Raw genomic sequence first — 25,678 nt, forward strand, 5'->3', positions numbered from 1 at the left:
ATGGCGACTATCAAGGATGTCGCGGCGCTGGCGGGAATCTCGTACACCACGGTTTCCCATGTGCTGAACAAGACCCGGCCGGTGAGCGAGCCGGTCAGGCTCAAGGTCGAGGCGGCCATCGCGCAGCTCGATTATGTGCCCAGTGCCGTGGCGCGTTCGCTGAAGGCCAGGAGCACATCGACCATCGGCCTGTTGATTCCCAACGGTATGAATCCGTATTTCGCCGAGTTGGCGAGGGGCATCGAGGACTACTGTGAGCGCAACGGTTTTTGCGTGATCCTCTGTAATTCCGACGACAACCCGGAAAAACAGCGCAGTTACTTGCGTGTTTTGCTGGAAAAGCGCGTTGACGGGTTGATTGTCTCGTCTGTGGCGGGTGATGCCAGCGTCGCCTGTGGTCTCACCGAGGTGCGCACGCCGCTGGTAATCGTCGACCGCGAGCTGCAAGGCATCGAAGCTGACATGGTGCGCATCGATCACGAGCAGGGTGCCTGGCTGGCAACCCGACATCTGCTTGATCTGGGGCATCGTCACATTGCCTGCATTGGCGGGCCGCGTGACAGCATGGTTGCCGAGATGCGCCTGGCGGGTTATCGGCGGGCCATGCAGCAAGCATCTGTCGAGGTCGGCCCGGATTGGGCGGTGCACAGCGAATTTACCAGTTCGGCTGGCCATGCGGCTGCGAAGCTGCTGCTGGCCGGTCATGCGCCAACAGCGATCTTTGCCGGCAACGACGTCATCGCTATCGGTGTGCTGCGCGCTGCCGCCGAGCGTTCGATTCGCGTGCCTCAGGATTTGTCGGTCATCGGTTTTGATGACATTCAGATGAGCCGCTACGTCTATCCGGCCCTCACCACCGTGGGGCAATCGATCATGCAACTGGGCGAAACCGCCGCCGAACTGTTGTTAAACCGAATCGCCACACCGCATACAGTTCCTGTCGAAAAAAGACTCGTGACGCCTTGCGTCGTGGTGCGCGAGTCCACGGCAGCGCCGAACACTTTGTCCAATGAATGACGCGCACGCACAGCAACGGATTAATGAGCCATGCAAGCAAAAATAGTGATAGTGGGCAGTCTGAACATGGATCTGGTCATCCGCGCCCAGCGTCTGCCGCGCCCCGGCGAGACGCTGGGCGGGGAAACGTTCGACACCGTGCCTGGCGGTAAAGGCGCCAATCAGGCAGTTGCCGCAGCGCGCCTGGGTGGCAGTGTGGCGATGATCGGCTGTGTGGGTGCCGATGCCTACGGGGAACAACTGCGTGCAGCATTGCTGGCTGAGCATATCGACTGTCAGGCTGTGACGGTCGTTGAGGGCGTGTCCACCGGGATCGCTTCGATTGTGGTCGACGCCAGCAGTCAGAATGCAATTGTCATCGTTGCCGGCGGCAATGGTCGGCTTACTCCGGCATTGATCGAGCGTTTCGACGCATTGCTGGCGGGTTCCGGGATCGTCATCTGCCAGCTTGAAGTACCGACTGAAACAGTTTTCCACACCCTGACCCGCGCCCGCGCGCTGGGCAAGACCGTCATTCTCAATCCTGCCCCGGCCAGCGAGCCTTTGCCGGCAAACTGGTATGGCCTGATCGACTATCTGATCCCCAATGAAAGCGAGGCGCAGACCCTGACCGGTGTGACTGTCGACTCCTCGGCGGCGGCTGAAGAAGCGGCAGCGGCCATGCTGGCGGCCGGGGCGCGCAACGTAATCATTACCCTGGGTGAACGCGGAACCCTGTTCGCCAGTGCTGCGGGCGTGGAGCATATCCCTGCGCGTCGTGTACAGGCCGTGGACACCACCGCTGCAGGTGATACCTTTGTTGGTGGTTTTGCCGCAGCACTGGCGGCGGGTCAGAGTGAATCGCAGGCCATTCGCTTCGGTCAGGCCGCGGCAGCCATATCCGTGACCCGCGCGGGTGCCCAGCCGTCCATCCCGACGTTCGAGGAAGTAAAGGAATTCGATTCACTATGAAAAAGACCCCGCTACTCAACATTGCCCTGTCTCGCGTCATTGCGTCGCTGGGGCATGGCGACATCCTGATGATCGTCGACGCTGGAATGCCAGTACCGGCAGGCGTCGAGCTGGTCGACCTGGCGCTGACTCGCGGCGTACCTGATTTCGTCAGTGTGCTGGACGTGGTACTGAGTGAGATGCAGGTCGAAAGCCATGTGCTGGCCAACGAAATGGCCGAGGTCAAGCCGCCCGCATTGCAGGTCATCGAAAGCCTGAACCTTGATGATCAATTGGGTCAGCAGCGCTGGATAAGCCATGAGGACCTGAAAGTATTGAGCCGCAAGGCCAGGGCAATCATCCGTACCGGAGAATGCCAGCCGTACAGTAATGTGGCGCTGGTTTCCGGAGTTGTGTTCTAGCTATTAAGAAAGGGAGTTTCATATGACGTTGATGCAGTTTTCCAGACAGTTCATTCGTGGAGCATTGCTCTTGTCCATACTGAGTAGCGCTGCCGTTCAGGCGGCAGAAAAGCGTGATCTGATCATCGATACCGACCCTGGCGCGGACGACGTCGTTGCGTTGCTGCTGGCGCTGGCGTCACCCGAAGAATTGAACGTGATGGCGATCACCACCGTCGCCGGCAATGTCCGTCTGGACAAGACCTCGCGCAATGCCAGGCTGGCGCGTGAATGGGCCGGGCGTGAAGAAGTGCCGGTGTATGCCGGTGCGCCCAAACCGTTGGTGCGCACACCTATCTACGCAGAAAACGTTCACGGTCAGGAAGGGTTGCCCGGCGTGCCCGTGCATGAGCCAGCCAAGGGGTTGGCCGACGGTAATGCAGTCGATTACCTGATCCACACCTTGAGCAAGGCCAAGCCGCACAGCATCACTATCGCCATGCTCGGTCCGCAGACCAACCTGGCGCTGGCGCTCGTGCAGGCACCGGAAATCACCCAGGGCATCAAGGAAGTGGTGGTCATGGGGGGCGCGCATTTCAACGGCGGTAACATTACGCCGGTTGCCGAATTCAACCTGTTTGCTGACCCGCATGCTGCGCAGATCGTTCTGGCCAGTGGTGTGAAGCTTACTTACGTACCGTTGGACGTGACCCACAAGATCCTGACCAGCGAACAACGCCTCAAGCAGATTGCCGCATTGGGCAATAACGCCGGCAAGCTGGTCGACGGCATTCTCAATGAATACGTCAAACTGGACATGGAGCATTACGGCTTGCCCGGTGGTCCGGTTCACGACGCCAGTGTCATTGCCTGGTTGCTCAAGCCCGAGTTGTTTTCCGGGCGGCAGATCAACGTTGCGGTCGACACCCGCGAGGGCATTGGTTTCGGCCAGACGGTGGCTGACTGGTACGGCACGCTCAAGCAGCCGCAGAATGTATTCTGGGTCGAGAATGGCGACGCTCAGGGTTTCTTCGATCTGCTGACCGAGCGTCTGGCGCGACTGAAGTAACCCATCACGCGGGCTGCAACAGGTGCATCAGACCGGCAGCCCTGCCGTGGCATAACGGCTCAGTACCTGGCTGATGAAGGCGCGGGCGCCCTCGGTGCCCAGTTCCTTGATCAGCAGGTCGACGGCAATGATCATCAGCTCTTCCGGGTTTCCGGGGCTGTGCGAGCAGTGGCCCTGAGGCCATCTGGCCTTGATGTCTGCATCCAGAGTTATGGCTGTCATGTCTGTTGATCTCCAGTAAAGGGTCACGCACTACGCTGTTCGCTTCCCGGCGCTTGCGTCTCTCGCAGTAAACCATCCCGCGCACATTTTGACACTTCTACTTACATCTCATCCCGATAGTCCGAGTCTATGGCAATAGGTTGTAAACGTTTTGTGACGATTTCACCGCGCGCCTTGTGTGATCCCAAGGCAGACTCCCGGCCCAGGCAGATCAACAGGTTACCGATGGCTTCTCAACTGAGGTGTGCAACCAACGCGCCTGAGTGCGGTCGGACAGGTCTGGAATGTTTTATTGGCAGAGGAGGGTGTATGCCCCGGAAGTTCGCAACATTGGGTTTTGTGGTCGTGGCGTTGTTGCTGGCGGGATGCAGCAGCACGTCCTCTGATAAGGGCGCTGAAGCGTCCGTCAAGGCAGACGCTTCCGCATCCGCCAGTAACGCCAACGCCATACCCGGCCGTTGTGACGCAGGGCTTGGCCAGTTCGCAATCGGCAAGCCAGCGTCCATCGACCTTCTGTCACAAGTGCGCGCCCGTACCGGTTCTCAGGATGCCCGCATTCTCGGGCCTGACGATATGGTTACGTTGGAATACCGATCCGAGCGGGTAAACGTTAATACCGACGCTTCGGGAAAGGTGACACGCATCAACTGCGGTTGAGTCGGCACTTTTCTGTGGCGCATAAAAAACCCCGTCAGCGACGGGGTTTTTTTGCGCCGAATGAATCAGTCAACGCGGACTTGTTCTGCCTGCATGCCTTTCTGGCCTTTAGCAGCAACAAAAGAAACGGTCTGGCCTTCTTTCAGGCTTTTGAAACCGTCGCTTTCGATCGCTTTGAAGTGTACGAACAGGTCGTCACCGCCACCCTGTGGAGTGATAAAGCCGAAGCCTTTTTCATCGTTGAACCATTTTACGGTGCCGGTTTGGCGATTAGACATGGTGTATCTCCAGAAACATAATTTTCAATAACGTGCTGCTCAGGCCAACTGGGCACACGAGCCTATCATAGTCGAAATGCGCAAAAAGACAGCTACTAAGGTGATCTCTTTAGTCTGGGTCGCTGCATATGCAAAGCGTCATACACATAAAGTGGCTAAATGATGTCTCTGCCAGCCTTGCATCAAGACTGTTCGGGATATGCTGAAAGCCCCGCTCTGCAAGGCTTTCAGGTTGGCGGCGGGGCGCAGCTCTCGGCATTTCAGGCAGCTGCTTTACTGCGTTAAAAAAAATGATTTATTTTGATTTGGTGCAGTTTTCGGCAACCAGTTTCTGCAGTTTTTGCGTCAATGCAGGGGCAGGAGCGCTATCGGTACTGATCAATGCTTCGATTTCCTGCTGAGAAAACTCCTTGTTCACTACCCGGGCGCTGCAATCGCAATGAGCCTGCGCGGCCTTGGCATCTTGCTTGTGCTGATTCGCCGCAGCGATGCATTCCTGGGTGAACGTGTCTTGCACGGTTTTTTCCATGGCAGCCTGAGCGCCCCAAGGGGCCATGACGGCGGCGCAGGCGAGGAGTGCGGACAGACGGGAAAGCTTCATGGTGTTCTCCTTTTGCTGACTTTAGTGAACAAGGAAACGTACAGGATCCTGATTGGTTAAGACGCTCATCAAGCCAGCCAGTTCAGGTGACGTGTTATTTGGCGTGATTTACGCATATGAACGTCCGGTGTCGGCCGAGCTGTGCTAGGATGCGCGTCCTGTTATTTTCAAGTGTCCCCATGGCTGATGGCTTTGGACGCGACGCAGGCAGGTTTTTCGTACATTCCAGTCATCTGGTCCGGTTCAAGGTTGGCCCCAAGGCTCCTGCCACTGTGAGGCAGGCATACCACCGGATCACGTACTGGCTCATCCCAACCCACGTGACCTTTGGTAGGGGTCACCACTAGGAGAGGAGGCGCCATGCCAACTATTACTCTTCCCGACGGCAGTCAACGTTCATTCGATCATGCGGTTTCCGTAGCCGATGTCGCGCTTTCAATCGGTGCCGGGCTGGCCAAGGCCACCGTGGCCGGCAAGGTTGACGGCAAGCTCGTCGACGCCTGCGACCTGATCGAAAACGATGTCAGCCTGCAGATCATCACCCCCAAGGATCAGGAAGGACTGGAAATAATCCGTCACTCTTGCGCTCACCTGGTCGGGCATGCGGTCAAGCAGTTGTATCCGACTGCAAAAATGGTCATCGGCCCGGTGATCGACGACGGCTTCTATTACGATATCGCTTACGAGCGCCCGTTCACGCCTGACGACATGGCGGCGATCGAGCAGCGCATGCAGCAGCTGATCGAAAAAGATTACGACGTCATCAAAAAAGTCACCCCGCGCGCTGAAGTGATCGAGGTGTTCACCGCCCGTCATGAAGACTACAAGCTGCGCCTGGTCGAAGACATGCCGAACGAGCAGGCCATGGGCCTGTATTACCACGAAGAATACGTCGACATGTGCCGTGGCCCACACGTGCCGAATACTCGTTTCCTGAAATCGTTCAAGCTGACCAAGCTGTCCGGTGCCTACTGGCGCGGTGACGCCAAGAACGAGCAGTTGCAGCGCGTCTACGGCACTGCGTGGGCTGACAAGAAGCAGTTGGCTGCCTACATTCAGCGCATCGAAGAAGCCGAAAAGCGCGATCATCGCAAGATCGGCAAGCGCCTAGGCCTGTTCCATACCCAGGAAGAAGCGCCGGGTATGGTGTTCTGGCATCCGCAGGGCTGGACCCTGTATCAGGTGCTCGAGCAATACATGCGCAAAGTGCAGCGCGAGAATGGCTACCTTGAGATCAAGACCCCGCAAGTGGTTGATCGCTCGCTCTGGGAGAAATCCGGGCACTGGGCCAACTACGCTGACAACATGTTCACCACCGAGTCCGAGAGCCGCGACTACGCGATCAAGCCGATGAACTGCCCTTGCCACGTGCAGGTGTTCAATCAGGGCCTGAAGAGCTACCGCGAGCTGCCGATGCGTCTGGCCGAGTTCGGTGCCTGCCACCGTAACGAACCGTCGGGGGCCTTGCATGGCATCATGCGTGTGCGTGGCTTTACTCAGGACGATGCTCATATCTTCTGTACCGAAGATCAGATGCAGGCCGAATCTGCCGCATTCATCAAGCTGACGCTGGATGTCTACGCCGATTTCGGTTTCAAGGATATCGAACTCAAATTGTCCACTCGCCCTGAAAAGCGTGTAGGCTCCGACGAGCTTTGGGACCGTGCCGAGACGGCGCTGGCCTCTGCGCTCGACAGTGCTGGTCTGCCCTATGATCTGCAGCCGGGCGAAGGCGCGTTCTACGGTCCGAAAATCGAGTTTTCCCTCAAGGACTGCCTCGGCCGGGTCTGGCAGTGCGGCACCTTGCAGCTGGACTTCAACTTGCCGATCCGTTTGAGCGCCGAGTACGTTTCGGAAGACAACAGTCGCAAGAATCCGGTCATGTTGCACCGTGCGATCCTTGGGTCTTTCGAGCGCTTCATCGGAATTCTGATCGAGCATTACGAGGGCGCGTTTCCAGCCTGGCTGGCGCCTACTCAGGCAGTGATCATGAATATCACTGACAAACAGGCCGATTTTGCCCTTGAAGTGGAAAAAACTCTGGCTGAAAGCGGGTTTCGTGCCAAGTCCGACTTGAGAAATGAAAAGATCGGCTTTAAAATCCGCGAGCATACTTTGCTCAAGGTTCCTTATCTCCTCGTGATTGGAGATAGGGAGGTTGAAATGCAAACTGTCGCTGTGCGTACACGTGAAGGCGCTGACCTTGGCTCGATGCCGGTTGCCCAATTCGCTGAATTCCTCGCACAAGCGGTTTCCCGGCGTGGTCGCCAAGATACGGAGTAATTATTATTAAGCGTGAAATGAGACAAGATAAACGAGCTGCACCCAAGGCCCCGATCAATGAAAATATCTCGGCCCGCGAGGTTCGTTTAATTGGCGCTGACGGCGAGCAGATTGGCATCGTCTCGATTGATGAAGCGCTTCGTATTGCCGAAGAGGCTAAGCTGGATCTGGTAGAGATTTCTGCCGACGCACTTCCTCCGGTCTGCCGTGTGATGGATTACGGCAAATCGATCTTCGAGAAGAAGAAGCAGGTTGCTGCAGCGAAGAAAAATCAGAAGCAGATTCAGGTTAAAGAAATCAAGTTTCGTCCAGGGACGGAGGAAGGGGATTACCAGGTAAAACTACGCAACCTGGTACGTTTCCTGAGTGACGGGGACAGGGCCAAGGTATCGTTGAGATTCCGCGGTCGTGAGATGGCCCACCAGGAGCTGGGTATGGAGCTGTTGAAGCGGGTTGAAGGTGACCTGCTCGAATACGGTTCCGTCGAACAGCATCCTAAGATGGAAGGACGCCAGCTGATCATGGTCATCGCCCCGAAAAAGAAGAAATAACCACCAGGGCACGGCAGGCCTTGCGGTTATATTTATCAACTGAATGCGGAGTATCCGAACATGCCAAAGATGAAGACTAAAAGTGGTGCAGCTAAGCGGTTTTTGAAAACCGCCAACGGCATCAAGCACAAACACGCTTTCAAGAGCCACATCCTGACCAAAATGTCGACAAAGCGTAAGCGTCAACTGCGCGGTAGCAGCTTGCTGCATCCGTCTGACGTGGCAAAAGTCGAGCGCATGCTGCGCCTTCGTTAATTTTGATCAAGATATAGAGGAAGTAACTCATGGCTCGTGTAAAGCGTGGCGTCATTGCCCGTAAGCGTCACAAAAAAATTCTGAAACTTGCAAAAGGCTACTACGGCGCGCGTTCACGCGTATTCCGTGTTGCCAAGCAAGCGGTAATCAAGGCAGGCCAATACGCCTACCGTGACCGTCGTCAGAAAAAACGTCAGTTCCGCGCTCTGTGGATCGCTCGTATCAACGCTGGTGCTCGTGTTAACGGTCTGTCCTACAGCCGTTTCATTGCCGGCCTGAAAAAAGCGTCCATCGAGATCGACCGTAAGGTTCTGGCTGATCTGGCAGTGAACGAAAAAGCGGCGTTTGCTGCGATTGTCGAGAAAGCTAAAGCCACCTTGGCCTAAGTCCCCGACAATCACTGGCCCCGGTTCTCCGGGGTCGGTGTTAAACGTCATAAATAGGGGAAGAGCCTTCAGCTCTTCCCCTATTTTGTATCTGGAGTCTGTACATGGAAAACCTGGACGCGCTGGTCTCTCAAGCTCTTGAGGCTGTGCAAAGCGCCGAAGATATCAATGCCCTGGAGCAAATCCGGGTTCACTACCTTGGCAAGAAAGGCGAGTTGACTCAGGTGATGAAGACCCTGGGGAACCTGCCAGCTGAAGAGCGTCCGCAAGTCGGCGCGCTGATCAACCTTGCCAAGGAGCGTGTCACAGAGGTTCTCAATGCACGCAAGGCATCGTTCGAGCAGGCAGAACTGACTGCCAAACTCGCCGCCGAATGCATCGACGTGACCCTGCCGGGCCGCGGCCAGACCTCAGGTGGTCTGCACCCAATTACCCGTACTCTGGAACGTATCGAACAATTCTTCACGCACATTGGCTACGGCATCGCCGAAGGCCCTGAAGTGGAAGACGATTACCACAACTTCGAGGCGCTCAACATCCCAGGCCATCACCCGGCCCGGTCGATGCATGACACCTTCTATTTCAATGCGAACATGCTGCTGCGCACCCATACCTCACCGGTACAGGTCCGCACCATGGAATCGCAACAGCCGCCGATCCGCATTGTCTGCCCAGGCCGTGTGTACCGTAGCGACTCCGATATCACCCACTCGCCGATGTTCCACCAGATCGAAGGTCTGCTGGTTGATCGCGACATCAATTTTGCCGACCTGAAAGGCACCATCGAAGAATTTCTGCGGGTGTTCTTCGAGAAAGAGCTGGCCGTGCGCTTCCGTCCTTCGTATTTCCCGTTCACCGAGCCCTCGGCAGAAGTGGATATGGAATGCGTGATGTGCAGTGGCAAGGGCTGCCGTGTCTGCAAGCAGACTGGCTGGCTTGAAGTCATGGGCTGCGGCATGGTCCACCCGAACGTGCTGCGCATGTCGGGTATCGACCCTGAAGAGTTTCAGGGCTTCGCGTTCGGCATGGGCGTAGAGCGTCTGGCCATGCTGCGTTACGGCGTCAATGATTTGCGCCTGTTCTTCGACAACGATTTGCGGTTCCTCGCGCAATTTCGCTAAGTCGTAACGAACCTTTCAGGAGAGCAGGATGAAATTCAGTGAACAATGGCTGCGTGGCTGGGTAAGCCCGCAGGTTTCCCGCGACGAGCTGGTTGCTCGTCTGTCGATGGCCGGTCTTGAGGTTGACAGCGTCACGCTGGCCGCCGGTGTTTTCAGTGGGGTGGTCGTAGGCGAGGTGCTGAGCACCGAACAGCACCCCGATGCCGACAAGCTGCGCGTGTGCCAGGTCAGCAATGGCAGCGAAACCTTTCAGGTAGTGTGTGGCGCGCCGAACGTGCGACCCGGTCTGAAAATTCCGTTCGCCATGATCGGTGCCGAGCTGCCGGGCGATTTCAAGATCAAGAAAGCCAAGCTGCGTGGCGTCGAGTCCAACGGCATGCTGTGTTCAGCTGCCGAGTTGCAGGCCGGCGAGGGCAATGATGGCCTGATGGAGCTGGCCGCCGATGCGCCGGTCGGTGAAGACATTCGTGTCTACCTGAACCTGGATGACGCCAGCATTGAGGTCGACCTGACCCCGAACCGTGGCGACTGTTTGTCAGTAGCAGGTCTGGCGCGTGAAGTCGGTGCGCTGTACGCCACTGACGTCACCCGTCCGCAGATCGCTGCTGTCAGCGCTGTGCACGATGAAGTGCGCCCGGTCGAAGTATTGGCTCCGGCTGCATGCCCGCGTTACCTGGGCCGCGTCATCCGCAACGTTGATCTGTCGCGTCCTACTCCGCTGTGGATGGTCGAGCGTCTGCGTCGTTCCGACGTGCGCAGCATCGATGCCGCTGTCGATATCACCAACTACGTGATGCTCGAGCTGGGTCAGCCTCTGCATGCTTTCGATCTGGCCGAAATCAACGGCGGCATTCGTGTGCGCATGGCGGAGGAGGGCGAGAAGCTCGTTCTGCTCGACGGTCAGGAAGTCAGCCTGCGTGCCGACACCCTAGTCATTGCCGACCACCAGCGTGCTCTGGCAATCGCCGGGGTCATGGGTGGCGAGCACAGCGGCGTGACTGCCGGCACTCGCGATATCTTCCTGGAAAGTGCTTTCTTCGACACCATCTCGGTGGCTGGCAAGGCGCGTTCCTACGGCCTGCACACCGATGCCTCGCACCGTTACGAGCGTGGTGTTGACTGGCAACTGGCCCGTGAAGCCATGGAGCGGGCGACTGGCCTGCTGCTGGAAATCACCGGTGGTGAGGCTGGCCCGATAACAGAAGTGGTCAGCGAACAGCATTTGCCATCGATTGCTCCGGTTACGTTGCGCGCCAGTCGCGTCGAGCAGATGCTCGGTCTGGTCATTGAAAACGCCGAAATCGAGCGTCTGCTGACAGGTCTCGGCCTTGCTGTGACTACCGAAGCCGACGGGCAGTGGCGTGTCGAAGTGCCAAGTCATCGTTTCGACATCAGCCTTGAGGTCGATCTGATCGAAGAACTGGCTCGTCTGTACGGCTACAACCGTCTGCCGGTTCGTTATCCGCAAGCCCGTCTTGCTCCTCAGGCCAAGGCCGAAGCCAAAGGCGATCTGCCCGAGCTGCGTCGCCTGCTGGTTGCCCGCGGTTATCAGGAAGCGATTACCTACAGCTTCATCGACCCGAAATGGTTCGAACTGTTCTCGCCGGGTGCCAAGCCACTGTTGCTGGCCAACCCGATTTCCAATGACATGGCCGCCATGCGCGCCTCGCTATGGCCGGGTCTGGTCAAAGCGCTGCAGCACAACCTTAACCGCCAACAGGACCGCGTACGCATGTTCGAAAGCGGCCTGCGCTTCGTTGGTCAGCTCGATGGCTTGAAGCAAGAGCCGATGCTGGCGGGTGTGGTATGCGGCAGCCGTCTGCCGGAAGGTTGGGCGCAAGGCCGTGATGCGGTCGACTTCTTCGACGTTAAGGCTGACGTCGAAGCGGTTCTGGGTTTTGCCGGTGCGCTGGGTGAGTTCACCTTCACTCCGGGCCAGCATCCCGCCTTGCACCCAGGTCAGACAGCTCGCATCGAGCGTGATGGTCGCGAAGTCGGCTTCCTGGGCGCCATTCACCCGGAACTGTCGAAAACCCTGGGCCTGGATCGTCCGGTATTTGTTTTCGAGCTGGTTCTGGCTGAAGTATCGACAGGCCGTCTGCCGAAATTCCACGAGCTGTCGCGCTTCCCGGAAGTGCGTCGCGACCTGGCATTGCTGGCTGATCGCGACGTTTCGGCCAGTGCGGTTCTGGACGTTATTCGTGAAAATGCAGGCGAGTGGCTCACAGACCTCAGGTTATTTGATGTTTACCAGGGTAAAGGCATTGATCCACATAGAAAAAGCCTTGCAGTCGGCTTGACCTGGCAGCATCCATCGCGCACTCTTAATGACGATGAGGTAAACGCAACGACACTTGCTATCCTCACCTCGCTTGAGGAGAGGTTAAACGCCACGTTAAGGAAGTAGCGTATGGGGGCTCTGACGAAAGCTGAGATGGCCGAACGTCTGTACGAAGAGCTGGGCCTGAATAAACGGGAAGCCAAGGAACTGGTCGAACTGTTTTTTGAAGAAATCAGGCACGCTCTGGAAGATAACGAGCAGGTGAAGTTGTCAGGTTTCGGCAACTTCGACCTTCGAGACAAGCGCCAGCGGCCTGGGAGAAATCCCAAGACCGGTGAAGAAATTCCGATTACGGCGCGCCGTGTGGTCACCTTTCGTCCAGGGCAGAAGCTGAAGGCCCGAGTTGAGGCATATGCTGGAACCAAGTCATAACGATGAGCTACCGCCGATCCCCGGCAAACGCTACTTCACCATCGGTGAGGTCAGCGAGCTCTGCGCGGTAAAACCGCACGTTTTGCGTTATTGGGAGCAGGAGTTTCCTCAACTCAACCCCGTCAAGCGACGCGGAAACCGCCGGTATTATCAGCGCCAGGACGTGCTGATGATCCGCCAGATCCGCGGCTTGCTCTACGATCAGGGCTTCACCATTGGTGGTGCCCGACTTCGTCTTACCACTGGGGAACCGAAGGACGATACCCAGCAGTACAAGCAGATGATCCGGCAGATGATTGCCGAGCTGGAAGACGTACTGGTTATGCTCAAAGCGTAATTGAGCAACCAGGATACTTCCAAAATTCAAATGCTTAGGGTATATTTCTCAACGTTTTCGCAGGTTGCAAAACAGATACACGCCTAGTCGGGGCGTAGCGCAGTCCGGTAGCGCACTAGCATGGGGTGCTAGGGGTCGAGTGTTCGAATCACTCCGTCCCGACCATATAATTCAATGACTTAGGCCAATGTTCGCAGCATTGGCCTTTTTCATGCGCGTGACTTTTGCGTGACTCTTTTTTCATACCTGCCTCCTCTTCAAAATCGTCAGAACCGGTCCGCGTGAGTCGGTGGCTGATACCATGTTCGCGGCTTCAATCAGATGCCCTGATTCAGCGCCCGATTAAGGGCTGGTGATGCTGCCGTTCTTGTGCCCAAGCAATGCCTTTCGATCTTCCTGCGTAACGCCCGCGACGACCGAAGGTGCCTCAAGTCGTGAATCCTGATGGACAGATAGCCTGGGAGAGCGGGGCGAAAGTTTTCCTCCTGCCAAAGTTTCGCCGCGCGCACCGTTGCCTTTTTCCAAGCAAAGTCTTTCATCCGGTGCATGCACGCTTTCATCTGGCAGCGTACGCATTATGTCGATGCAGTCGCCTACCCGTATCTGGTGGCGCTGGCTCATATCGAATTCCGAAGGGTGGCGTGAGTTGATTAAGTGGTCTATTAACTTGATGAGGGCCTTAACGAGGAGCGCAATCTTGGTCGGTAGAATTTCTGATTCAGAACTCCATGAAATGCGGATTCGCAAGCTACAGAACGACATCTCTGATTCAGCGCGTCTCGGCATACCCGTTAAATTCATGCACCTGTCGGCTCTGACACCCACCAGCAGAGAACATCATGTTGAAAGGCATGGTGAGCTCTTCACCGGGCAGGAGATGCTTGATTGGTGGGCAGAGGGGGATAACCGTGTGCGCTGTCGCTGTGCATGTACCCCAGTGCTTTTAGATAATCAGGGGAGGCCTATGACGCCAGACCTCATGGTTAAAGCCAAGATGGATCTGAAGGCTTTCAATGCGTCCTGAACTAATGGTTCGTAGCCTTCAGCATAATAGGCGAGGATGGGGAGTCAGAAACTTTCGTCGTACTTTTCTGTATTTCGTTACTTTTAATGGCGTCTTTTGGCTTGCTTTGGCACCTTTCTTGTCATGGCACCGCTCTGCGCTGTTAAAGCGGTTTATGTCGTGGCACCTGTAGCGAGTCATACGATATTCGTGCTTGCCGCGTTCGCTGCTCTTGCTACCACATCCAGATTATTTGCATCATCAAACCCCGGACTGCTCGGGAAGTGATTTTGGCTGATTTTCCGGTGGATTGGCTGTTCGGGCATCAGACCCAGGTATGCCCGAGCAGCCGGAGTTGAGTGTCGGCGGCCTGAACGTCCTGCATAGTGTTTCTCCTGAATGCGCACCTACCTCCATGTCCGGTACTGGCAAATTGGTTTGGGATAAGGTATTACGGCGGACGTTATTTTCGAAAGGATGCAGTTATGCGTTATCTAATGGGATGCTTGATGCTCTCCGTGTCATCAGTTTCCATGGCTACCGAAGCCCAAATGAAACAATGGGAAAAAATGGATCGCTGCTCAAATGCCGCTTACATCACAGTGAACGTTCTGGAGAGTAACTCGGATGGCATGCAGCAGGAGATCGCACTACAGGGAAGCATCAAGGGCCTGAAAACGAATACAAAGCTGGGCGCGGCGACTCCGACAGAAAACGAGCTCCGGGGCTCTTATAATTTCTTGCTTAGAGTCTCAGCCGGAATGCCTCGACCCTATGCCAAGCGTGAGCATGATTGGTTGGTCGCACAGGCTGCTTCAGCTTGCTCGTTATGGGTTCCTGATTAAAAAGCGTAAAGAGTGTAGTTTTTTGGCGAATTGGTTGGGTTTGAGCGATAGAGATCACCGGTATAGGGTCGCAAGGAGCTAAAAATGCTTGAAGTCATTGAGGATGTGATTGGCATCAACGAGGCTGGCTTGGTCTGCCATCCATATAAATTTCAGAGAGGCCCGAAGAAAGGTCTGTTTAGCTTCACACTCAAATCCGACAACAAGTCATTTGAAGGTATTGATGAAAAAACGCTTAGATCGCTTATCGAAGATGGTCACTTTAATGAGACGGGACGGATATTTATGGTACCAGCGGGCTGTATAAGCGTTCGTCATCATGCAGCACTGAACGTGCGTCGTTACAAAGGCGATTTTATCCCATTAGTGGTGAAATGATTTCATCCTATGGGGCCTCATCGGGATTGTTAGGAGGCGTCTAACGCCTCAGTCGTATATGTGCTCTTTCCCTTGTCCGCTGAATGGCCAGCTTGATGCCCGGTCTTACTCGGCGCGGCAATTCCTCTTACCACCTCGAAATTTCAAGTGACTTAGGTTCGTCGGTTACTGCAGCATTCCAGGCTGACCATTGTTCAGGTCGCAGTGGCCTGCGGATTCGTCTCTCCGAGCCATTTCAGCAAGTGCTATACCGCTTATTTTGGGTATGGTCCTTCCCGAGAGACACGACTGGAATTTTGAGGGACGAAGTTTCGGTAATGTCCGTGCGATGACTAAACGGCAGCGCAATGGCCCTGTGAAAATAACCCGGAGTCACCTGAGGCCGAGGCGTGGGCTCATCCCGTTGTACCTCCCTGAAAAAAATTTGACATATGTTATTTGTGATCACATATTAGCCCCATAAGAACGCCAATATGAGTCACTCCCCATGACAGATCGCCCTATCCTCCTGCCCGCCATGCGCCAGGTTTCCCGCGATACCCTCCAGGACCAGGTTTACCGACAGATCCGTGAAGCGCTGATGAGCGGGCGCTTTCAGCCGGGTCAGAAGCTGACCATCCGTGGTCTTGCCGAGGCGCTGGGCTCCAGCCCGATGCCGGTGCGCGAGGCATTGAATCGTCTCAGTGCAGAGAACGCCTTCGAAGTCACCGAAACCGCTCGTCTGCGCGTGCCCATGATGACCCCGGAGCGGCTGCGCGAAATTCGTGATGCCAGAGTTGCGCTGGAAGGTCTGTTGGCCGAGAAGACGGTCATTCTGATCAATGACGCCGATCTTGCAGACATCAGCCAGCTCTGCGAGCAGATGCAGAAGGCTGCAGACAGCGTTGATGTGGCCCTTTACCTGTGGACCAACTTTGCCTTTCACCGACGCATTTATGCGGTCGCCAAGGCTGAGTTGATCGTTGCGGCAGTGGAGAATTTCTGGCTGCACATAGGTCCGTGTTTCGCACTGGTCGCACCTGACAGGGCGCACCTTCAGCGTTCGATGGAAGCACACAACCGTATCGTCGAGGCGCTGGCGGCGCGTGATGGGGCGGCCGCTCGCGCAGCGGTCACCGACGACATCATGCAGGCGGCTGATTCTCTGACGCGCCTGATCGCAAAGAGCGACCGCTCCAGGTCGCGTGTCTCGGGAGTGAAAAAAGCATGAGTGTTCTCAATCGGCTGGTTCCCTACACAGGGCTGCGCGTGCTGATTTCCGGTGGTGCCGCCGGGATCGGTGAGGTGTTGGCGGCGGCTTATATGGAAGCCGGGGCAAAGGTGCATGTGTGTGATGTCAGCGAGGCGGCCATTGCGGCATTCCTTGATCGCCATCCAGGCTGCGTTGCCACCCGCGCAGACGTTGCTGACCCGGTGCAGATCGAAGCGGTGTTCAGGGTGCAGCGCGAACAGTTCGGCGGTCTTGATGTGCTGATCAACAACGCCGGGATCGCCGGCCCTACGGCAGGCATTGATGTCATTAGCGAAGAGGAGTGGCAGCGCACCATCGACATCAATCTCACTGGGCAATACCGTTTTGCTCATCACGCGGTGCCGCTGCTCAAGGCGTCGCCCAACGCTCATCTGATCCATATCGCGTCTGTCGCCGGTCGTCTGGGATACGCCTGGCGTACACCGTACGCGGCGACCAAGTGGGCGATTGTCGGCCTGATGAAATCTCTGGCGTCCGAGTTGGGTGAGAGCGACATCCGCGTCAATGCTTTGCTGCCCGGCATCGTCGAAGGCCCGCGTATGGACGGTGTGATTCGTGCCCGTGCTCAACAGATGAATGTGCCTGAGGAGGAGATGCGCGAGGAGTACCTGAAAAAGATTTCGCTCAAGCGCATGGTCACCGCCGAGGACGTTGCCGCGATGGCGCTTTTCTTGTGCTCGCCCGCCGCACGCAATGTCACGGGTCAGGCCATCAGTGTGGATGGCAACGTCGAATACCTCTGAGTATCAGGCTCGACAGGACCGGACAGCGTCCGAGTCGTGTTCCACACCAGACTTTCTCTTTAAGAACAAGAACGGAGAATGCTCATGCCCAAGAAACGTCCGATCATTATTACCTGTGCCGTCACGGGGGCCATTCATACGCCCTCGATGTCGCCTCATTTACCGATCACACCGCAGGAAATCGCCGATGCAGCCGTCGGTGCCGCCGAGGCGGGCGCCTCAATCGTCCACTTGCATGCCCGCGACCCGGTTGACGGGCGGCCCAGTCAGGATGTCGATCTGTTTCGGCAATTCCTGCCGCACATCAAGGCCAGGAGCGACGTGGTGATCAATATCACCACCGGCGGCGCGCCGACCATGGGCGTGGAAGAGCGTTTGCAGCCTGTGGCGCAACTCAAGCCGGAACTCGCCTCGTTGAACATGGGATCAATGAACTTCGGGCTGTACGAAATGCTCGATCGCTACAGCGAATTCAAGCACGACTGGGAACGGCCGTACCTGGCCGAGAGTGATGACCGGATCTTCCGTAACACCTTCCGCGACATCGCGCACATCCTCAATACCTGTGCCGAGAACCGCACGCGCTTTGAAATCGAATGCTATGACATCGGCCATCTGTATACCGCCGCGCATTTTCTGCAGCGCGGGCTGCTCAAGGCGCCGATTTTCATTCAGTCGGTGTTTGGTTTGCGCGGAGGTATAGGCGGGCATCCCGAAGACCTGGCGCACATGCGTCGCACGGCCGACCGTCTGTTTGGCGACGCTTACCAATGGTCGATTCTGGGTGCCGGTCGCAATCAGATTCCGCTGGGCACCATGGGCCTGTCGATGGGCAGTCATGTGCGGGTCGGTCTTGAAGATTCGCTGTGGGACGGACCGGGCAAGCTGGCGGCGTCAAATGCCGATCAGGTCAAGCGTATTCGCACGGTGATCGAAGCGCTGGGCGGGCAGGTGGCGACGCCTGATGAAGCCCGCGAAATGCTCGACCTGAAGGGGCAGGACAAGGTTAATTTCTAGTCTCCGCAAAATGTGTCATCTCAATAACAACAAGACAGAGGTGAAAAATGCGTATCGAAATCGTTGTCGACGTGAAGACCACGCTGGGCGAAGGCCCGGTCTGGGATGTCGAGCAACAGCGTCTGTACTGGATCGACAGTTTCGACGGTCGTGTTCTGCGCTGTACGGATGACGGGCGCGAGTTGCGAGCCTGGGATATTGGCCAGAAAATCGGTTCCATGGCCTTGCGCAGCAGTGGCGACGCGGCGCTCGTTGCGTTGCAGACGGGTATCTACAACCTTGATCTGCCTACCGGTGATCTCGAGCTGATAGTCGACCCAGAACCGGGGCTGCCCGACAATCGGCTCAACGATGGCAAAGTGGATCGGCACGGTCGGTTCATCGTGGGTTCGATGGACACTCGGGAGGATCAGGCCAGCGCGAAGCTGTATCGCCTCGACCCGGACCTGAGCCTGCACACGCTGGACGAGGGCATTATCGTGTCCAACGGCCCTTGCTGGAGCCCGGGCGGTGAAACCTTTTATTTCGCCGATACCTGGTCCGGGGATATCTGGGCCTATGACTACGACAACACCAGCGGCGCGGTCGCCAACAGACGAACCTTTGCCAAGGTCGACACCTCAGCAGGAGGCGCGGCGGATGGCTGCACCGTCGATGCCGAAGGTTGCCTGTGGCAAGCGCTGGTCTACGCCGGAAAACTGGTGCGCTACACCCCGGACGGGCAGGTGGATCGCATCATCGACATGCCCGTGAAGAAAGTGACGAGCCTGACCTTCGGCGGACCGAACCTGGACACGCTGTATGTCACCTCCATGGCCAGGCCGCCGTTGCCACGCTTTCCGGAAGATGGCCAGCAACGCGGTGCCTTGTTTGCGATCACCGGGCTGGGCGTGCAAGGCATCGCTGAACGGCGCTTTGCCAGTTAACCCGTCAACAGACTGAACCTGAACGTTAAGGACGACTGACCCTTTCTCGCTTGGGCGTGCTCGGCACGCCTGGAGAGTTCCCATGCCAAATAACAAGAATGCGTCGCTGGGCAAGATTCACCGGTTTTCGTGGGTGTCGTTGTTGGTCTGCTGGATGATCTGGATTCTGAATGCCTATGACCGCGAGATTGTATTGCGCCTGGGGCCGACGATCTCCAAGCATTTCGACTTGTCTGCTGACCAGTGGGGTACGGTGGCCACCGTCGTCATGCTGGCTCTGGCCGTTCTCGATATTCCAGGCTCCATCTGGAGTGATCGTTACGGCGGTGGCTGGAAGCGGGCACGCTTTCAGGTGCCATTGGTACTGGGCTACACCGCATTGTCCTTTCTCTCAGGCTTCAAGGCGTTGAGTGGCAGCCTTGCGAGTTTTATTGCCTTGCGGGTGGGTGTGAACCTAGGGGCTGGCTGGGGCGAACCGGTCGGGGTCAGTAACACGGCTGAATGGTGGCCGGTGGAGCGCCGCGGTTTTGCTCTGGGCGCACACCACACCGGTTACCCCGTCGGCGCGATGCTCAGTGGCATTGTCGCCAGCTTCGTGATCAGCACCTTCGGCGAAGAAAACTGGCGTTATGTGTTCTTCTTCGCCTTCGTGGTGGCTCTGCCACTGATGATCTTCTGGGCGCGTTACTCGACGGCCGAGCGCATCACCAAACTGTATGTGGACATTGCCGCCAAAGGCATGACCCCGCCGGACAGTACGCCGTCGACCAACGTCAAAGGCCAGGTCTGGAAGTCAGTGAAGGCCACGCTGAGTAACCGCAACATCGCGCTGACAGCTGGCAACACCATGCTCACGCAGGTGGTGTACATGGGAGTGAACATTGTCCTGCCTGCCTATCTGTACAACATCCTCAACCTGTCGCTGGCCGAATCGGCAGGAATGAGCGTCGTGTTCACACTGACGGGTATCCTCGGGCAGCTGATCTGGCCTTCGTTGTCGGACATTATCGGTCGGCGCATAACCCTGATCATTTGCGGCCTATGGATGGCGGTCAGTGTCGGTGCCTTTTACTTCGCCAACACCATCCTGATCGTCATCGCGGTGCAATTGCTTTTCGGCTTGGTCGCCAATGCCGTCTGGCCGATCTACTACGCGGTTGCGTCCGACTCTGCACAACCCTCTGCAACGTCGACCGCCAACGGCATCATCACCACAGCGATGTTCATCGGCGGCGGTATTGCACCGGTACTCATGGGCACACTGATTTCCATGGGCGGCGGCTGGACCAGCCTTAGTGGCTATACAGTGTGCTTCTTCGTGATGGCGGGCTGCGCGCTGGGCGGGGCGTTTCTACAACTGTTTTCTCATCGGCCGGAAGTGTTGGCGGTGCAGCGCGAAGTGTGAGGCTGGCGCCGACTTTTCATACAGAACCCAAGACGCAGGCCAGGGAAAAAGATGTTTAAAGGTCTGCCTATTACTGCTCCGCAGGATGTGTGTAGGGCTAACACGGGTAGCCCTACAATAATATGCAGGATAAGGGGGGATTTTGGCTCAACCCGCCAACCCCCGCGCAGTCCCCAAATCCGTAATCAACACATCCAGATACCCCCCCAACAACGCTCCTCTGATCGCCTGCACCTTCCTCACCCCCCCAGCCAACCCCAGCACGCGATTGATCGACCGCAGCTTCGGCAAGCCCATCGACACCACAAACTCTTCATCCTCTTCCAGCACCGGTTTGCCCTGGGCATCAAAATACCGCAGGCAGATATCACCCACCGCACCCCGTTCAGCGAGCACGCGCAGCATGTCTTCGGTGTAGTAGTTACCGCTGTTGCGCAGCAGTTGTGACGGTTCGAGCTCGCCAATACCCACGATTGCGAGGGTGATGCTGTCGAAGCGCTGGAGGACTTCTTTGACTTCTTCCATTTCGACGATGCGCTGTTTGCTTTCTACCGATTGCTCGATGCTCTGCGACGGCAGCAGGAACGCGGGGCAGTTGAGGAGGGTGGCCAGGCGCTGGGTGAGCAGGGTGGCTTCAAAGGCACCTTTGTTGCCGACGCCACCGAGCAGTTGCACGACTTCCTGGGCACTTTGTTTGCCCGGTTGGGGGTGCATGTGGCTGACCATCGCGCGGATAGTGCTGCTCCAGGAGGAGATACCGATGTGGTCCTGAGTGCTAAGGCTGGTTTCCAGGTAATGCGCGGCGGCCGAGCCGATGGCTTGTTTGATGCTTTCTTCGTTGTCTGGTTCGGTGGCTTCGACGACGATTACCTGACGTATGCCGTACAGGGACTGCAAGCGGCTTTCCAGCTCCAGATGCAGGCCTTGCGGGCGCATGACGGTGATTTTCACCACGCCTTCCTGCAACGCACGGCGCAGGGCGCGGCTGATGAAGGATTGGGACAGGTCGAGGCGGGTGGAAATCTCGGACTGTTTGAGTCCTTCTTCATAATAGAGGCTGGCGATCTTGCTCATCAGCCGTTGTTCTTCGATCTGGCTCATGCAGGCCCCAAAAAATGATAGCGATATCCAAAGTGGCGGCGAGGATACCAAACTGGCAGCGGGTCGTGCCTGTCACAGCGGTCAGGACATAATCAGCCCGCCGTCGATATTGATCGCCTGACCGGTCAGGTAGGCGGCGTCATCCGAGGCCAGGAATGCGACCAGCCCGGCGACGTCCGAGGGTTTGCCGGCGCGACGCATGGGGATGTTGCGGACCCACTCGGCCATCAGTTCGCCCTTGGCATAGCGCTTTTCTTCGGTGCCGAGGATTTCGCCCCACAGGCGGTCGTTGTAGTCCCACATTTCGCTTTCGATGATGCCTGGGCAGAAGGCGTTCACCGTGATGTTGTGCCGCGCCAGTTCCAGCGCCAGGCTTTGGGTGATGCCGATCACGCCCATTTTGCTCGCGGCGTAATGTGGAGTGTAGATGAAGCCCTGACGGCCCTGGCCTGAGGATGTGTTGATTAACCGCCCGCTGCCTTGTCTGACCATGTAGCGGGCGGCTTCCCGGCAGCCGAGCCAGACGCCGGTTGTATTGACCTGCAGGACCTTGTCGAAGTCTGCGCGGGGCATGCTTTCGCAATGGTCGATGGTGATGATGCCGGCGTTTTGCACCGACACATCGATGCTGCCGAAGCGCTCGTGGGCGGTCTGGTAGAGGCGCTGTATGTCGGCTTCATCGGTAACGTCGATGCCCAGCGCCAAGCTGTTGACCGAATATTCGCTGGCCAGTTGTTCAGAGGTGAACGTCACTCGCTCAAGGTCGTTGGAGGCGAGCACCAGATTGGCACCTTCCTGAGCGAAACGCTCGGCAATGCCTGCGCCGATGCCTCGGCATGCGCCGGTGATAACCACGGTTTTACCGCTAAAACGTTGATACATGAGTGTGCTCCAGTGATGGGCAGGGCGGGCTCACCAGCAGACAAAGCCGCCGTCCACCAGCAGGTCGACGCCGGTACAGAACGATGAAGCCTGACTGACCAGAAAGACCGCCGGGCCGACCATCTCGTCCACGCTGGCCATGCGTCCCATGGGCGTGGTCTGTTCGAATATCTTCACTTGCTCGGCCACTTCCGGTCTTGAATTCATGGGCGTGGCGGTGTATCCGGGGCTGATGCAGTTGACCCGTAAACCCTTGTCCGCCCATTCCATCGCCAGGCTTTTGCTGAGGTGAATGACGCCCGCTTTCGAGGCGTTGTAGTGGGCTTGCAGCAACCCCCGATTGACGATACTGCCGGACATCGAGGCGATATTGACGATGGCGCCTTTTCCGCGCGGCAGCATGACCGCCGCCTGGGCCTGGCAACTGAGAAAGATGCCGGTGAGGTTGATGTCCAGCATGGTTTGCCAGCGTTGCAGTTCCAGGTCTTCGGCGGCCTGTGCGTTGGCGATCCCGGCACAGTTGACGGCCACGCTGAGCGCGCCCAGTTGAGTCTCAGTGCGCGCGATGGCTGCATCCAGCGTCGCGCGGTCGGTGACAGTACCTTGCAGCGCAAGCGCGCGTCGGCCCAGTGCGTTGATGCGTTCTACGGTGTCGCCGATGCCCGCGCTGCCTGGCAAGTCAAAGCACGCCACATCAGCACCGGCCTCGGCAAGGCCGACTGCAATGGCCTGGCCAATGCCACTGCCGGCTCCAGTCACAAAGGCCACCTGGCCGTCCAGACGAAAAAGTTGCATGTCATTCTCCACGTAATCAGTGTGTTGGCTCTCAGGCGGTGGCCATTTCCATGACTGACACCGGTGTCGCTTCGCCACGTTCAAGGATGCCCATTTGCCTGCCACGGCTCATGACCATGACCCGGTGTGACAAACCCAGCACTTCGTCGAGGTCGGAACTGACCACGATCACGGCCATGCCGGTTGCCGCCAGCTCGGCGATCACCTCGTAGATCGCCGCCCGCGCACCAACGTCGATGCCTCGGGTCGGCTCGTCGAGAATGAACACCTTGGGGTTGCGGGCCAGCCATTTGGCAATGATGACTTTCTGCTGATTGCCGCCGGACAGGCTGTCGATTCGCTGCTCGGGCGCGCCTTTTACGCCGAGGCGCGAAATGGCGTTTCGGGCAAACGCGTGCAGGCTCTTTGGCGATACCCAGTTGCCGCTTCGCAGCAGGTCGGTGTTGCCGTAGACCAGGTTGTCTTCGATACGGTGCTCGACCACCACGCCTTGCTGCTTGCGGTCTTCAGGCACTAGCACCACGCCCGCCTGAATCGCTTGCGAGGGTGAGTGCAGTTGAACGGTTTCGCCATCCAGTTGCATGTGCCCCTGAATATCCCGGGCTGCGCCCGCAATCACCCGAATCAGTTCGGTTCTGCCCGCGCCAACCACTCCGGCGATGCCGAACACTTCACCGGCGCGTACGCTGAAGTCGATGCCATGCAAGGCGAACTCGCGGCAGGCGAGGTCCTTGACCTGCAGCATCACTCTGTCCTGCGGCGCTTGCAGGACGGGGAAGATACGTTCCAGGCTGCGCCCGACCATTTGTTCGACCAGTTCGCGCACCGGCACCTGCGCGGTGGCGTGGAGCGCAATCTGGCGGCCATCGCGCAGTACCAGAATACGGTCGGCGATTCGTGCGATTTCTTCCAGACGATGGCTGATATAGATGAACGACACGCCTTCAGCCTTGAGGCGCTCGACCTGTTGAAACAGCAGCTCGGTTTCTTCACCGCCAAGAGCGGCGGTGGGCTCGTCGAGAATCAGCAGGCGTGCGTTCAGGGTCAGGGCTTTGGCGATCTCGACCAGTTGCTGTGCAGCGACGCTTAAACCCTCGACCTTGCGCGAAGCTGACACGTCGAGGCCGAGGCGTTCCAACTGCTTCTGTGCCTGCGCTTGCATGTAGTCCCGGTCGACCTTGCCGTGGCGCATGGGCAGCCGCCCGACAAAGATGTTTTCGGCAATCGACAACTGCGACAGCAGGCGAATCTCCTGATGAATCAGGCCGATGCCAGCGCCCAGCGCCGCCCCCGGCGAGGCTGGCGCATAATCCTCGCCGAGCCAGCTCATGGAGCCTCCCGCTTCAGGCTGCACGAGGCCCGCGATAATCGACGACAAGGTCGATTTGCCTGCGCCGTTTTCACCGAGCAGGGCGAGCACTTCACCTGGCCGCACGTCGACATTGATCTGTGAAAGGACCTGCACCGGGCCGTAAGTCTTGCCAATGTTACGCAGGCACAGCACTGCTGCAGGTGTGACCTCAGGGTTATGGCGCGTCGGGTTATCCAGAGCAGCTTGCATGGCGGACTCCGTGGCTCAAGGGTGCTGTTGCAGGAAAGGCGCGACGTTGTCTTTGGTGGTCAGCACGGTTTCCAGCAGTTGTTCCTTGGGCACGGCTTTGCCAGCCTTGAGGTCAAGTGCGGAGGCAACGGCCATGCGCCCCATCTTTTGCGTCTGCTGGGTCATGGTCGCTTGCAGCACGCCGCTTGCCACCGCCTTGAGGCCTGCCACGTCGCCGTCAAAACCGACTATGACCACCGGTTGCCCGAGGTTGGCGACTTTTACCGCCTGTGCAGCACCGAGGGCCATCGCGTCAGCGCGACCGAAAAAGACGCTGATGTTCGGGTCACGCTGCAACAGGTCCTGAGCGACTGCAAAGCCTTTGTCCTGCGCCCATTCGGCAGGCTGTTCGGCAACGACCTTGAGGCCGGGAAAGCCTTTCAAACCTTCCTGGAAACCTTTCGCCCGGTCGTTTTCCGGGGTTGTGCCCAACTGCCCTTGAAGGATGGCGATGCGGCCTTTGCCGCCAGTCACCTTGCCAACGTATTCGGCAAGCGTGCGCGCACCGGCCACGCTGTCGCTGGCAATAAATGTGTCGCCGGGCGCGTCAGGCGCATTGCGGTCCACAGCGATTACCGGAATCCCGGCAGCCTTGGCGGCCTTGACCGGCACGCCAGCGGCAGTGGCACCTGCGGGAATGTAGATCAACGCGTCGATCTGGCGGGTGATCAGGTCCTCGATCTGGCTGACCTGAGTCGATGAATTGCCCTGCGCATCGACGGTAATGATCTTCACCCCGCGGGCTTTGCCTTCGGCTTCGACCGACTGTTTGATCTGGTTGAAGAAGTCAGCCTGCAGATTGGCTACGGCCAGGCCGATGGTCAGCTCTTTGGCCCAGGTCGAGCCTGCTGTGGTGAGTGTGGCGGCGGCCAGGGCCGTGGCGAGGAGCAGTTTTTTGGTCATGAACATG

General features: G+C 57.7%; 29 protein-coding genes, 1 tRNA gene and 2 pseudogenes. 23 read left to right on the forward strand and 9 right to left on the reverse strand.

Going from position 1 to position 25,678, the window contains the following annotated elements; all coding sequences use genetic code 11:
• From RYA97_RS25650 to RYA97_RS25665, 4 genes are read left to right on the forward strand one after another with little or no spacing between them, the layout of a single operon-like run.
• Positions 1-1,017, forward strand: a complete 1,017-nt coding sequence (locus tag RYA97_RS25650) for a LacI family DNA-binding transcriptional regulator (RefSeq protein WP_316893329.1) — start codon at positions 1-3, stop codon at positions 1,015-1,017.
• Positions 1,018-1,047: 30 nt separating this feature from the next.
• Entirely contained in the window at positions 1,048-1,968 is a 921-nt protein-coding gene (gene rbsK, locus RYA97_RS25655; protein ID WP_316893330.1) for a ribokinase, read from the forward strand.
• Positions 1,965-2,369 carry a D-ribose pyranase gene (rbsD, locus tag RYA97_RS25660; RefSeq protein ID WP_054076388.1) on the forward strand — a complete coding sequence of 135 codons (405 nt, stop codon included), beginning with the start codon at positions 1,965-1,967 and terminating at the stop codon, positions 2,367-2,369. The genes rbsK and rbsD overlap by 4 nt, the downstream gene beginning before the upstream one ends.
• 22 nt (positions 2,370-2,391) lie before the next feature.
• Positions 2,392-3,417 (forward strand): nucleoside hydrolase, encoded by a 1,026-nt coding sequence (locus RYA97_RS25665; protein WP_057404374.1) that lies wholly within the window; start codon positions 2,392-2,394, stop codon positions 3,415-3,417.
• Between the two features lie 27 nt (positions 3,418-3,444).
• Here RYA97_RS25665 and RYA97_RS25670 read toward each other — a convergent pair whose 3' ends face one another.
• Positions 3,445-3,639 carry a hypothetical protein gene (locus RYA97_RS25670; RefSeq protein ID WP_002553154.1) on the reverse strand — a complete coding sequence of 65 codons (195 nt, stop codon included), beginning with the start codon at positions 3,637-3,639 and terminating at the stop codon, positions 3,445-3,447.
• 309 nt (positions 3,640-3,948) lie between these two features.
• Here RYA97_RS25670 and RYA97_RS25675 point away from each other — a divergent pair, with 309 nt between their 5' ends.
• A complete protein-coding gene (locus RYA97_RS25675; protein ID WP_057404375.1) occupies positions 3,949-4,296 on the forward strand; it encodes an I78 family peptidase inhibitor in 348 nt (115 codons plus the stop codon).
• A 65-nt stretch (positions 4,297-4,361) separates the two neighbouring features.
• On the opposite strand, the gene RYA97_RS25680 is transcribed toward RYA97_RS25675, so the two are convergent.
• Both RYA97_RS25680 and RYA97_RS25685 read right to left on the reverse strand, forming a co-directional pair.
• Positions 4,362-4,574, reverse strand: coding sequence for a cold-shock protein (locus RYA97_RS25680; RefSeq protein ID WP_002553156.1), 213 nt, complete (start codon positions 4,572-4,574; stop codon positions 4,362-4,364).
• A gap of 295 nt (positions 4,575-4,869) precedes the next feature.
• Positions 4,870-5,175, reverse strand: a complete 306-nt coding sequence (locus RYA97_RS25685; RefSeq protein ID WP_316893332.1) for a hypothetical protein — start codon at positions 5,173-5,175, stop codon at positions 4,870-4,872.
• Positions 5,176-5,535: 360 nt separating this feature from the next.
• Here RYA97_RS25685 and thrS point away from each other — a divergent pair, with 360 nt between their 5' ends.
• The 9 genes from thrS to RYA97_RS25730 all read left to right on the forward strand — a co-directional run bounded on the left by thrS (position 5,536) and on the right by RYA97_RS25730 (position 12,986).
• On the forward strand, positions 5,536-7,458 hold the full coding sequence (gene thrS, locus RYA97_RS25690; RefSeq protein ID WP_005746771.1) for a threonine--tRNA ligase: 1,923 nt from the start codon (positions 5,536-5,538) through the stop codon (positions 7,456-7,458).
• Positions 7,458-8,009 carry a translation initiation factor IF-3 gene (infC, locus tag RYA97_RS25695; RefSeq protein WP_170855886.1) on the forward strand — a complete coding sequence of 184 codons (552 nt, stop codon included), beginning with the start codon at positions 7,458-7,460 and terminating at the stop codon, positions 8,007-8,009. Before thrS ends, infC begins: the two co-directional genes overlap by 1 nt.
• A 60-nt stretch (positions 8,010-8,069) precedes the next feature.
• The gene (rpmI, locus tag RYA97_RS25700; RefSeq protein ID WP_002553160.1) at positions 8,070-8,264 is read left to right on the forward strand and encodes a 50S ribosomal protein L35; all 195 of its coding nucleotides are present in this window, start codon (positions 8,070-8,072) and stop codon (positions 8,262-8,264) included.
• A gap of 29 nt (positions 8,265-8,293) precedes the next feature.
• The gene (rplT, locus tag RYA97_RS25705; RefSeq protein ID WP_002553161.1) at positions 8,294-8,650 is read left to right on the forward strand and encodes a 50S ribosomal protein L20; all 357 of its coding nucleotides are present in this window, start codon (positions 8,294-8,296) and stop codon (positions 8,648-8,650) included.
• A gap of 104 nt (positions 8,651-8,754) precedes the next feature.
• Positions 8,755-9,771, forward strand: a complete 1,017-nt coding sequence (gene pheS / locus RYA97_RS25710; RefSeq protein WP_005746769.1) for a phenylalanine--tRNA ligase subunit alpha — start codon at positions 8,755-8,757, stop codon at positions 9,769-9,771.
• A 28-nt stretch (positions 9,772-9,799) separates the two neighbouring features.
• Positions 9,800-12,178: a phenylalanine--tRNA ligase subunit beta gene (gene pheT / locus RYA97_RS25715; protein WP_057404376.1), complete on the forward strand. Its 2,379-nt coding sequence runs from the start codon at positions 9,800-9,802 to the stop codon at positions 12,176-12,178.
• A 3-nt stretch (positions 12,179-12,181) separates the two neighbouring features.
• The gene (ihfA, locus tag RYA97_RS25720) at positions 12,182-12,484 is read left to right on the forward strand and encodes an integration host factor subunit alpha (protein WP_002553164.1); all 303 of its coding nucleotides are present in this window, start codon (positions 12,182-12,184) and stop codon (positions 12,482-12,484) included.
• A complete protein-coding gene (locus RYA97_RS25725) occupies positions 12,465-12,821 on the forward strand; it encodes a MerR family transcriptional regulator (protein ID WP_002553165.1) in 357 nt (118 codons plus the stop codon). Before ihfA ends, RYA97_RS25725 begins: the two co-directional genes overlap by 20 nt.
• An 88-nt stretch (positions 12,822-12,909) precedes the next feature.
• Positions 12,910-12,986 (forward strand) — tRNA-Pro (locus tag RYA97_RS25730).
• A 75-nt stretch (positions 12,987-13,061) separates the two neighbouring features.
• On the opposite strand, the pseudogene RYA97_RS25735 reads toward RYA97_RS25730, so the two are convergent.
• Positions 13,062-13,369 (reverse strand): annotated as a pseudogene (locus RYA97_RS25735) (site-specific integrase); the annotation flags it as partial.
• A 185-nt stretch (positions 13,370-13,554) separates the two neighbouring features.
• On the opposite strand from RYA97_RS25735, the gene RYA97_RS25740 reads away from it, so the two are divergent.
• The 9 genes and pseudogenes from RYA97_RS25740 (at position 13,555) to RYA97_RS25780 (ending at position 20,390) form a co-directional block, all read left to right on the forward strand.
• Positions 13,555-13,845, forward strand: a complete 291-nt coding sequence (locus tag RYA97_RS25740) for a hypothetical protein (RefSeq protein ID WP_316893363.1) — start codon at positions 13,555-13,557, stop codon at positions 13,843-13,845.
• A 512-nt stretch (positions 13,846-14,357) separates the two neighbouring features.
• Complete coding sequence (locus RYA97_RS25745; protein ID WP_316884601.1) at positions 14,358-14,669, forward strand: hypothetical protein; 312 nt, start codon at positions 14,358-14,360, stop codon at positions 14,667-14,669.
• 84 nt (positions 14,670-14,753) lie between these two features.
• Positions 14,754-15,047 carry a hypothetical protein gene (locus RYA97_RS25750; RefSeq protein WP_057405119.1) on the forward strand — a complete coding sequence of 98 codons (294 nt, stop codon included), beginning with the start codon at positions 14,754-14,756 and terminating at the stop codon, positions 15,045-15,047.
• A gap of 159 nt (positions 15,048-15,206) precedes the next feature.
• Positions 15,207-15,347, forward strand: a pseudogene (locus RYA97_RS25755) (AraC family transcriptional regulator); the annotation flags it as partial.
• A 187-nt stretch (positions 15,348-15,534) separates the two neighbouring features.
• On the forward strand, positions 15,535-16,257 hold the full coding sequence (locus tag RYA97_RS25760) for a GntR family transcriptional regulator (protein ID WP_005779781.1): 723 nt from the start codon (positions 15,535-15,537) through the stop codon (positions 16,255-16,257).
• Complete coding sequence (locus tag RYA97_RS25765; RefSeq protein ID WP_005779780.1) at positions 16,254-17,042, forward strand: SDR family oxidoreductase; 789 nt, start codon at positions 16,254-16,256, stop codon at positions 17,040-17,042. The genes RYA97_RS25760 and RYA97_RS25765 overlap by 4 nt, the downstream gene beginning before the upstream one ends.
• A gap of 84 nt (positions 17,043-17,126) precedes the next feature.
• Positions 17,127-18,059 carry a 3-keto-5-aminohexanoate cleavage protein gene (locus RYA97_RS25770; RefSeq protein WP_010200522.1) on the forward strand — a complete coding sequence of 311 codons (933 nt, stop codon included), beginning with the start codon at positions 17,127-17,129 and terminating at the stop codon, positions 18,057-18,059.
• A 47-nt stretch (positions 18,060-18,106) separates the two neighbouring features.
• Positions 18,107-18,985, forward strand: a complete 879-nt coding sequence (locus RYA97_RS25775; RefSeq protein ID WP_005779778.1) for an SMP-30/gluconolactonase/LRE family protein — start codon at positions 18,107-18,109, stop codon at positions 18,983-18,985.
• Between the two features lie 82 nt (positions 18,986-19,067).
• Positions 19,068-20,390, forward strand: a complete 1,323-nt coding sequence (locus tag RYA97_RS25780) for an MFS transporter (protein ID WP_010200516.1) — start codon at positions 19,068-19,070, stop codon at positions 20,388-20,390.
• Between the two features lie 147 nt (positions 20,391-20,537).
• On the opposite strand, the gene RYA97_RS25785 is transcribed toward RYA97_RS25780, so the two are convergent.
• From RYA97_RS25785 to RYA97_RS25805, 5 genes are all read right to left on the reverse strand, one after another.
• Positions 20,538-21,491, reverse strand: a complete 954-nt coding sequence (locus RYA97_RS25785) for a sugar-binding transcriptional regulator (RefSeq protein ID WP_005779777.1) — start codon at positions 21,489-21,491, stop codon at positions 20,538-20,540.
• A gap of 81 nt (positions 21,492-21,572) precedes the next feature.
• Positions 21,573-22,373 (reverse strand): SDR family oxidoreductase, encoded by an 801-nt coding sequence (locus tag RYA97_RS25790; RefSeq protein WP_005779776.1) that lies wholly within the window; start codon positions 22,371-22,373, stop codon positions 21,573-21,575.
• A 30-nt stretch (positions 22,374-22,403) separates the two neighbouring features.
• A complete protein-coding gene (locus RYA97_RS25795) occupies positions 22,404-23,168 on the reverse strand; it encodes an SDR family oxidoreductase (RefSeq protein WP_005779775.1) in 765 nt (254 codons plus the stop codon).
• A gap of 31 nt (positions 23,169-23,199) precedes the next feature.
• The gene (locus RYA97_RS25800) at positions 23,200-24,729 is read right to left on the reverse strand and encodes a sugar ABC transporter ATP-binding protein (protein WP_046832687.1); all 1,530 of its coding nucleotides are present in this window, start codon (positions 24,727-24,729) and stop codon (positions 23,200-23,202) included.
• A gap of 15 nt (positions 24,730-24,744) precedes the next feature.
• The gene (locus tag RYA97_RS25805) at positions 24,745-25,677 is read right to left on the reverse strand and encodes a sugar ABC transporter substrate-binding protein (protein ID WP_005779773.1); all 933 of its coding nucleotides are present in this window, start codon (positions 25,675-25,677) and stop codon (positions 24,745-24,747) included.
• Position 25,678: the final 1 nt, after the last annotated feature.

This window comes from Pseudomonas syringae group sp. 26L6 (genome assembly GCF_032587815.1).
Classification (GTDB): Bacteria; Pseudomonadota; Gammaproteobacteria; order Pseudomonadales; family Pseudomonadaceae; genus Aquipseudomonas; species Aquipseudomonas amygdali.

Excerpts from the sequence above, each read along its gene's own strand:
- RYA97_RS25650 (WP_316893329.1), top strand. The coding sequence starts at position 1 with ATGGCGACTATCAAGGATGTCGCGGCGCTGGCGGGAATCTCGTACACC.
- rbsK (WP_316893330.1), top strand. The coding sequence starts at position 1,048 with ATGCAAGCAAAAATAGTGATAGTGGGCAGTCTGAACATGGATCTGGTC.
- rbsD (WP_054076388.1), top strand. The coding sequence starts at position 1,965 with ATGAAAAAGACCCCGCTACTCAACATTGCCCTGTCTCGCGTCATTGCG.
- RYA97_RS25665 (WP_057404374.1), top strand. The coding sequence starts at position 2,392 with ATGACGTTGATGCAGTTTTCCAGACAGTTCATTCGTGGAGCATTGCTC.
- RYA97_RS25670 (WP_002553154.1), bottom strand. The coding sequence starts at position 3,639 with ATGACAGCCATAACTCTGGATGCAGACATCAAGGCCAGATGGCCTCAG.
- RYA97_RS25675 (WP_057404375.1), top strand. The coding sequence starts at position 3,949 with ATGCCCCGGAAGTTCGCAACATTGGGTTTTGTGGTCGTGGCGTTGTTG.
- RYA97_RS25680 (WP_002553156.1), bottom strand. The coding sequence starts at position 4,574 with ATGTCTAATCGCCAAACCGGCACCGTAAAATGGTTCAACGATGAAAAA.
- RYA97_RS25685 (WP_316893332.1), bottom strand. The coding sequence starts at position 5,175 with ATGAAGCTTTCCCGTCTGTCCGCACTCCTCGCCTGCGCCGCCGTCATG.
- thrS (WP_005746771.1), top strand. The coding sequence starts at position 5,536 with ATGCCAACTATTACTCTTCCCGACGGCAGTCAACGTTCATTCGATCAT.
- rpmI (WP_002553160.1), top strand. The coding sequence starts at position 8,070 with ATGCCAAAGATGAAGACTAAAAGTGGTGCAGCTAAGCGGTTTTTGAAA.
- rplT (WP_002553161.1), top strand. The coding sequence starts at position 8,294 with ATGGCTCGTGTAAAGCGTGGCGTCATTGCCCGTAAGCGTCACAAAAAA.
- pheS (WP_005746769.1), top strand. The coding sequence starts at position 8,755 with ATGGAAAACCTGGACGCGCTGGTCTCTCAAGCTCTTGAGGCTGTGCAA.
- pheT (WP_057404376.1), top strand. The coding sequence starts at position 9,800 with ATGAAATTCAGTGAACAATGGCTGCGTGGCTGGGTAAGCCCGCAGGTT.
- ihfA (WP_002553164.1), top strand. The coding sequence starts at position 12,182 with ATGGGGGCTCTGACGAAAGCTGAGATGGCCGAACGTCTGTACGAAGAG.
- RYA97_RS25725 (WP_002553165.1), top strand. The coding sequence starts at position 12,465 with ATGCTGGAACCAAGTCATAACGATGAGCTACCGCCGATCCCCGGCAAA.
- RYA97_RS25740 (WP_316893363.1), top strand. The coding sequence starts at position 13,555 with ATGCGGATTCGCAAGCTACAGAACGACATCTCTGATTCAGCGCGTCTC.
- RYA97_RS25745 (WP_316884601.1), top strand. The coding sequence starts at position 14,358 with ATGGCTACCGAAGCCCAAATGAAACAATGGGAAAAAATGGATCGCTGC.
- RYA97_RS25750 (WP_057405119.1), top strand. The coding sequence starts at position 14,754 with ATGCTTGAAGTCATTGAGGATGTGATTGGCATCAACGAGGCTGGCTTG.
- RYA97_RS25760 (WP_005779781.1), top strand. The coding sequence starts at position 15,535 with ATGACAGATCGCCCTATCCTCCTGCCCGCCATGCGCCAGGTTTCCCGC.
- RYA97_RS25765 (WP_005779780.1), top strand. The coding sequence starts at position 16,254 with ATGAGTGTTCTCAATCGGCTGGTTCCCTACACAGGGCTGCGCGTGCTG.
- RYA97_RS25770 (WP_010200522.1), top strand. The coding sequence starts at position 17,127 with ATGCCCAAGAAACGTCCGATCATTATTACCTGTGCCGTCACGGGGGCC.
- RYA97_RS25775 (WP_005779778.1), top strand. The coding sequence starts at position 18,107 with ATGCGTATCGAAATCGTTGTCGACGTGAAGACCACGCTGGGCGAAGGC.
- RYA97_RS25780 (WP_010200516.1), top strand. The coding sequence starts at position 19,068 with ATGCCAAATAACAAGAATGCGTCGCTGGGCAAGATTCACCGGTTTTCG.
- RYA97_RS25785 (WP_005779777.1), bottom strand. The coding sequence starts at position 21,491 with ATGAGCCAGATCGAAGAACAACGGCTGATGAGCAAGATCGCCAGCCTC.
- RYA97_RS25790 (WP_005779776.1), bottom strand. The coding sequence starts at position 22,373 with ATGTATCAACGTTTTAGCGGTAAAACCGTGGTTATCACCGGCGCATGC.
- RYA97_RS25795 (WP_005779775.1), bottom strand. The coding sequence starts at position 23,168 with ATGCAACTTTTTCGTCTGGACGGCCAGGTGGCCTTTGTGACTGGAGCC.
- RYA97_RS25800 (WP_046832687.1), bottom strand. The coding sequence starts at position 24,729 with ATGCAAGCTGCTCTGGATAACCCGACGCGCCATAACCCTGAGGTCACA.
- RYA97_RS25805 (WP_005779773.1), bottom strand. The coding sequence starts at position 25,677 with ATGTTCATGACCAAAAAACTGCTCCTCGCCACGGCCCTGGCCGCCGCC.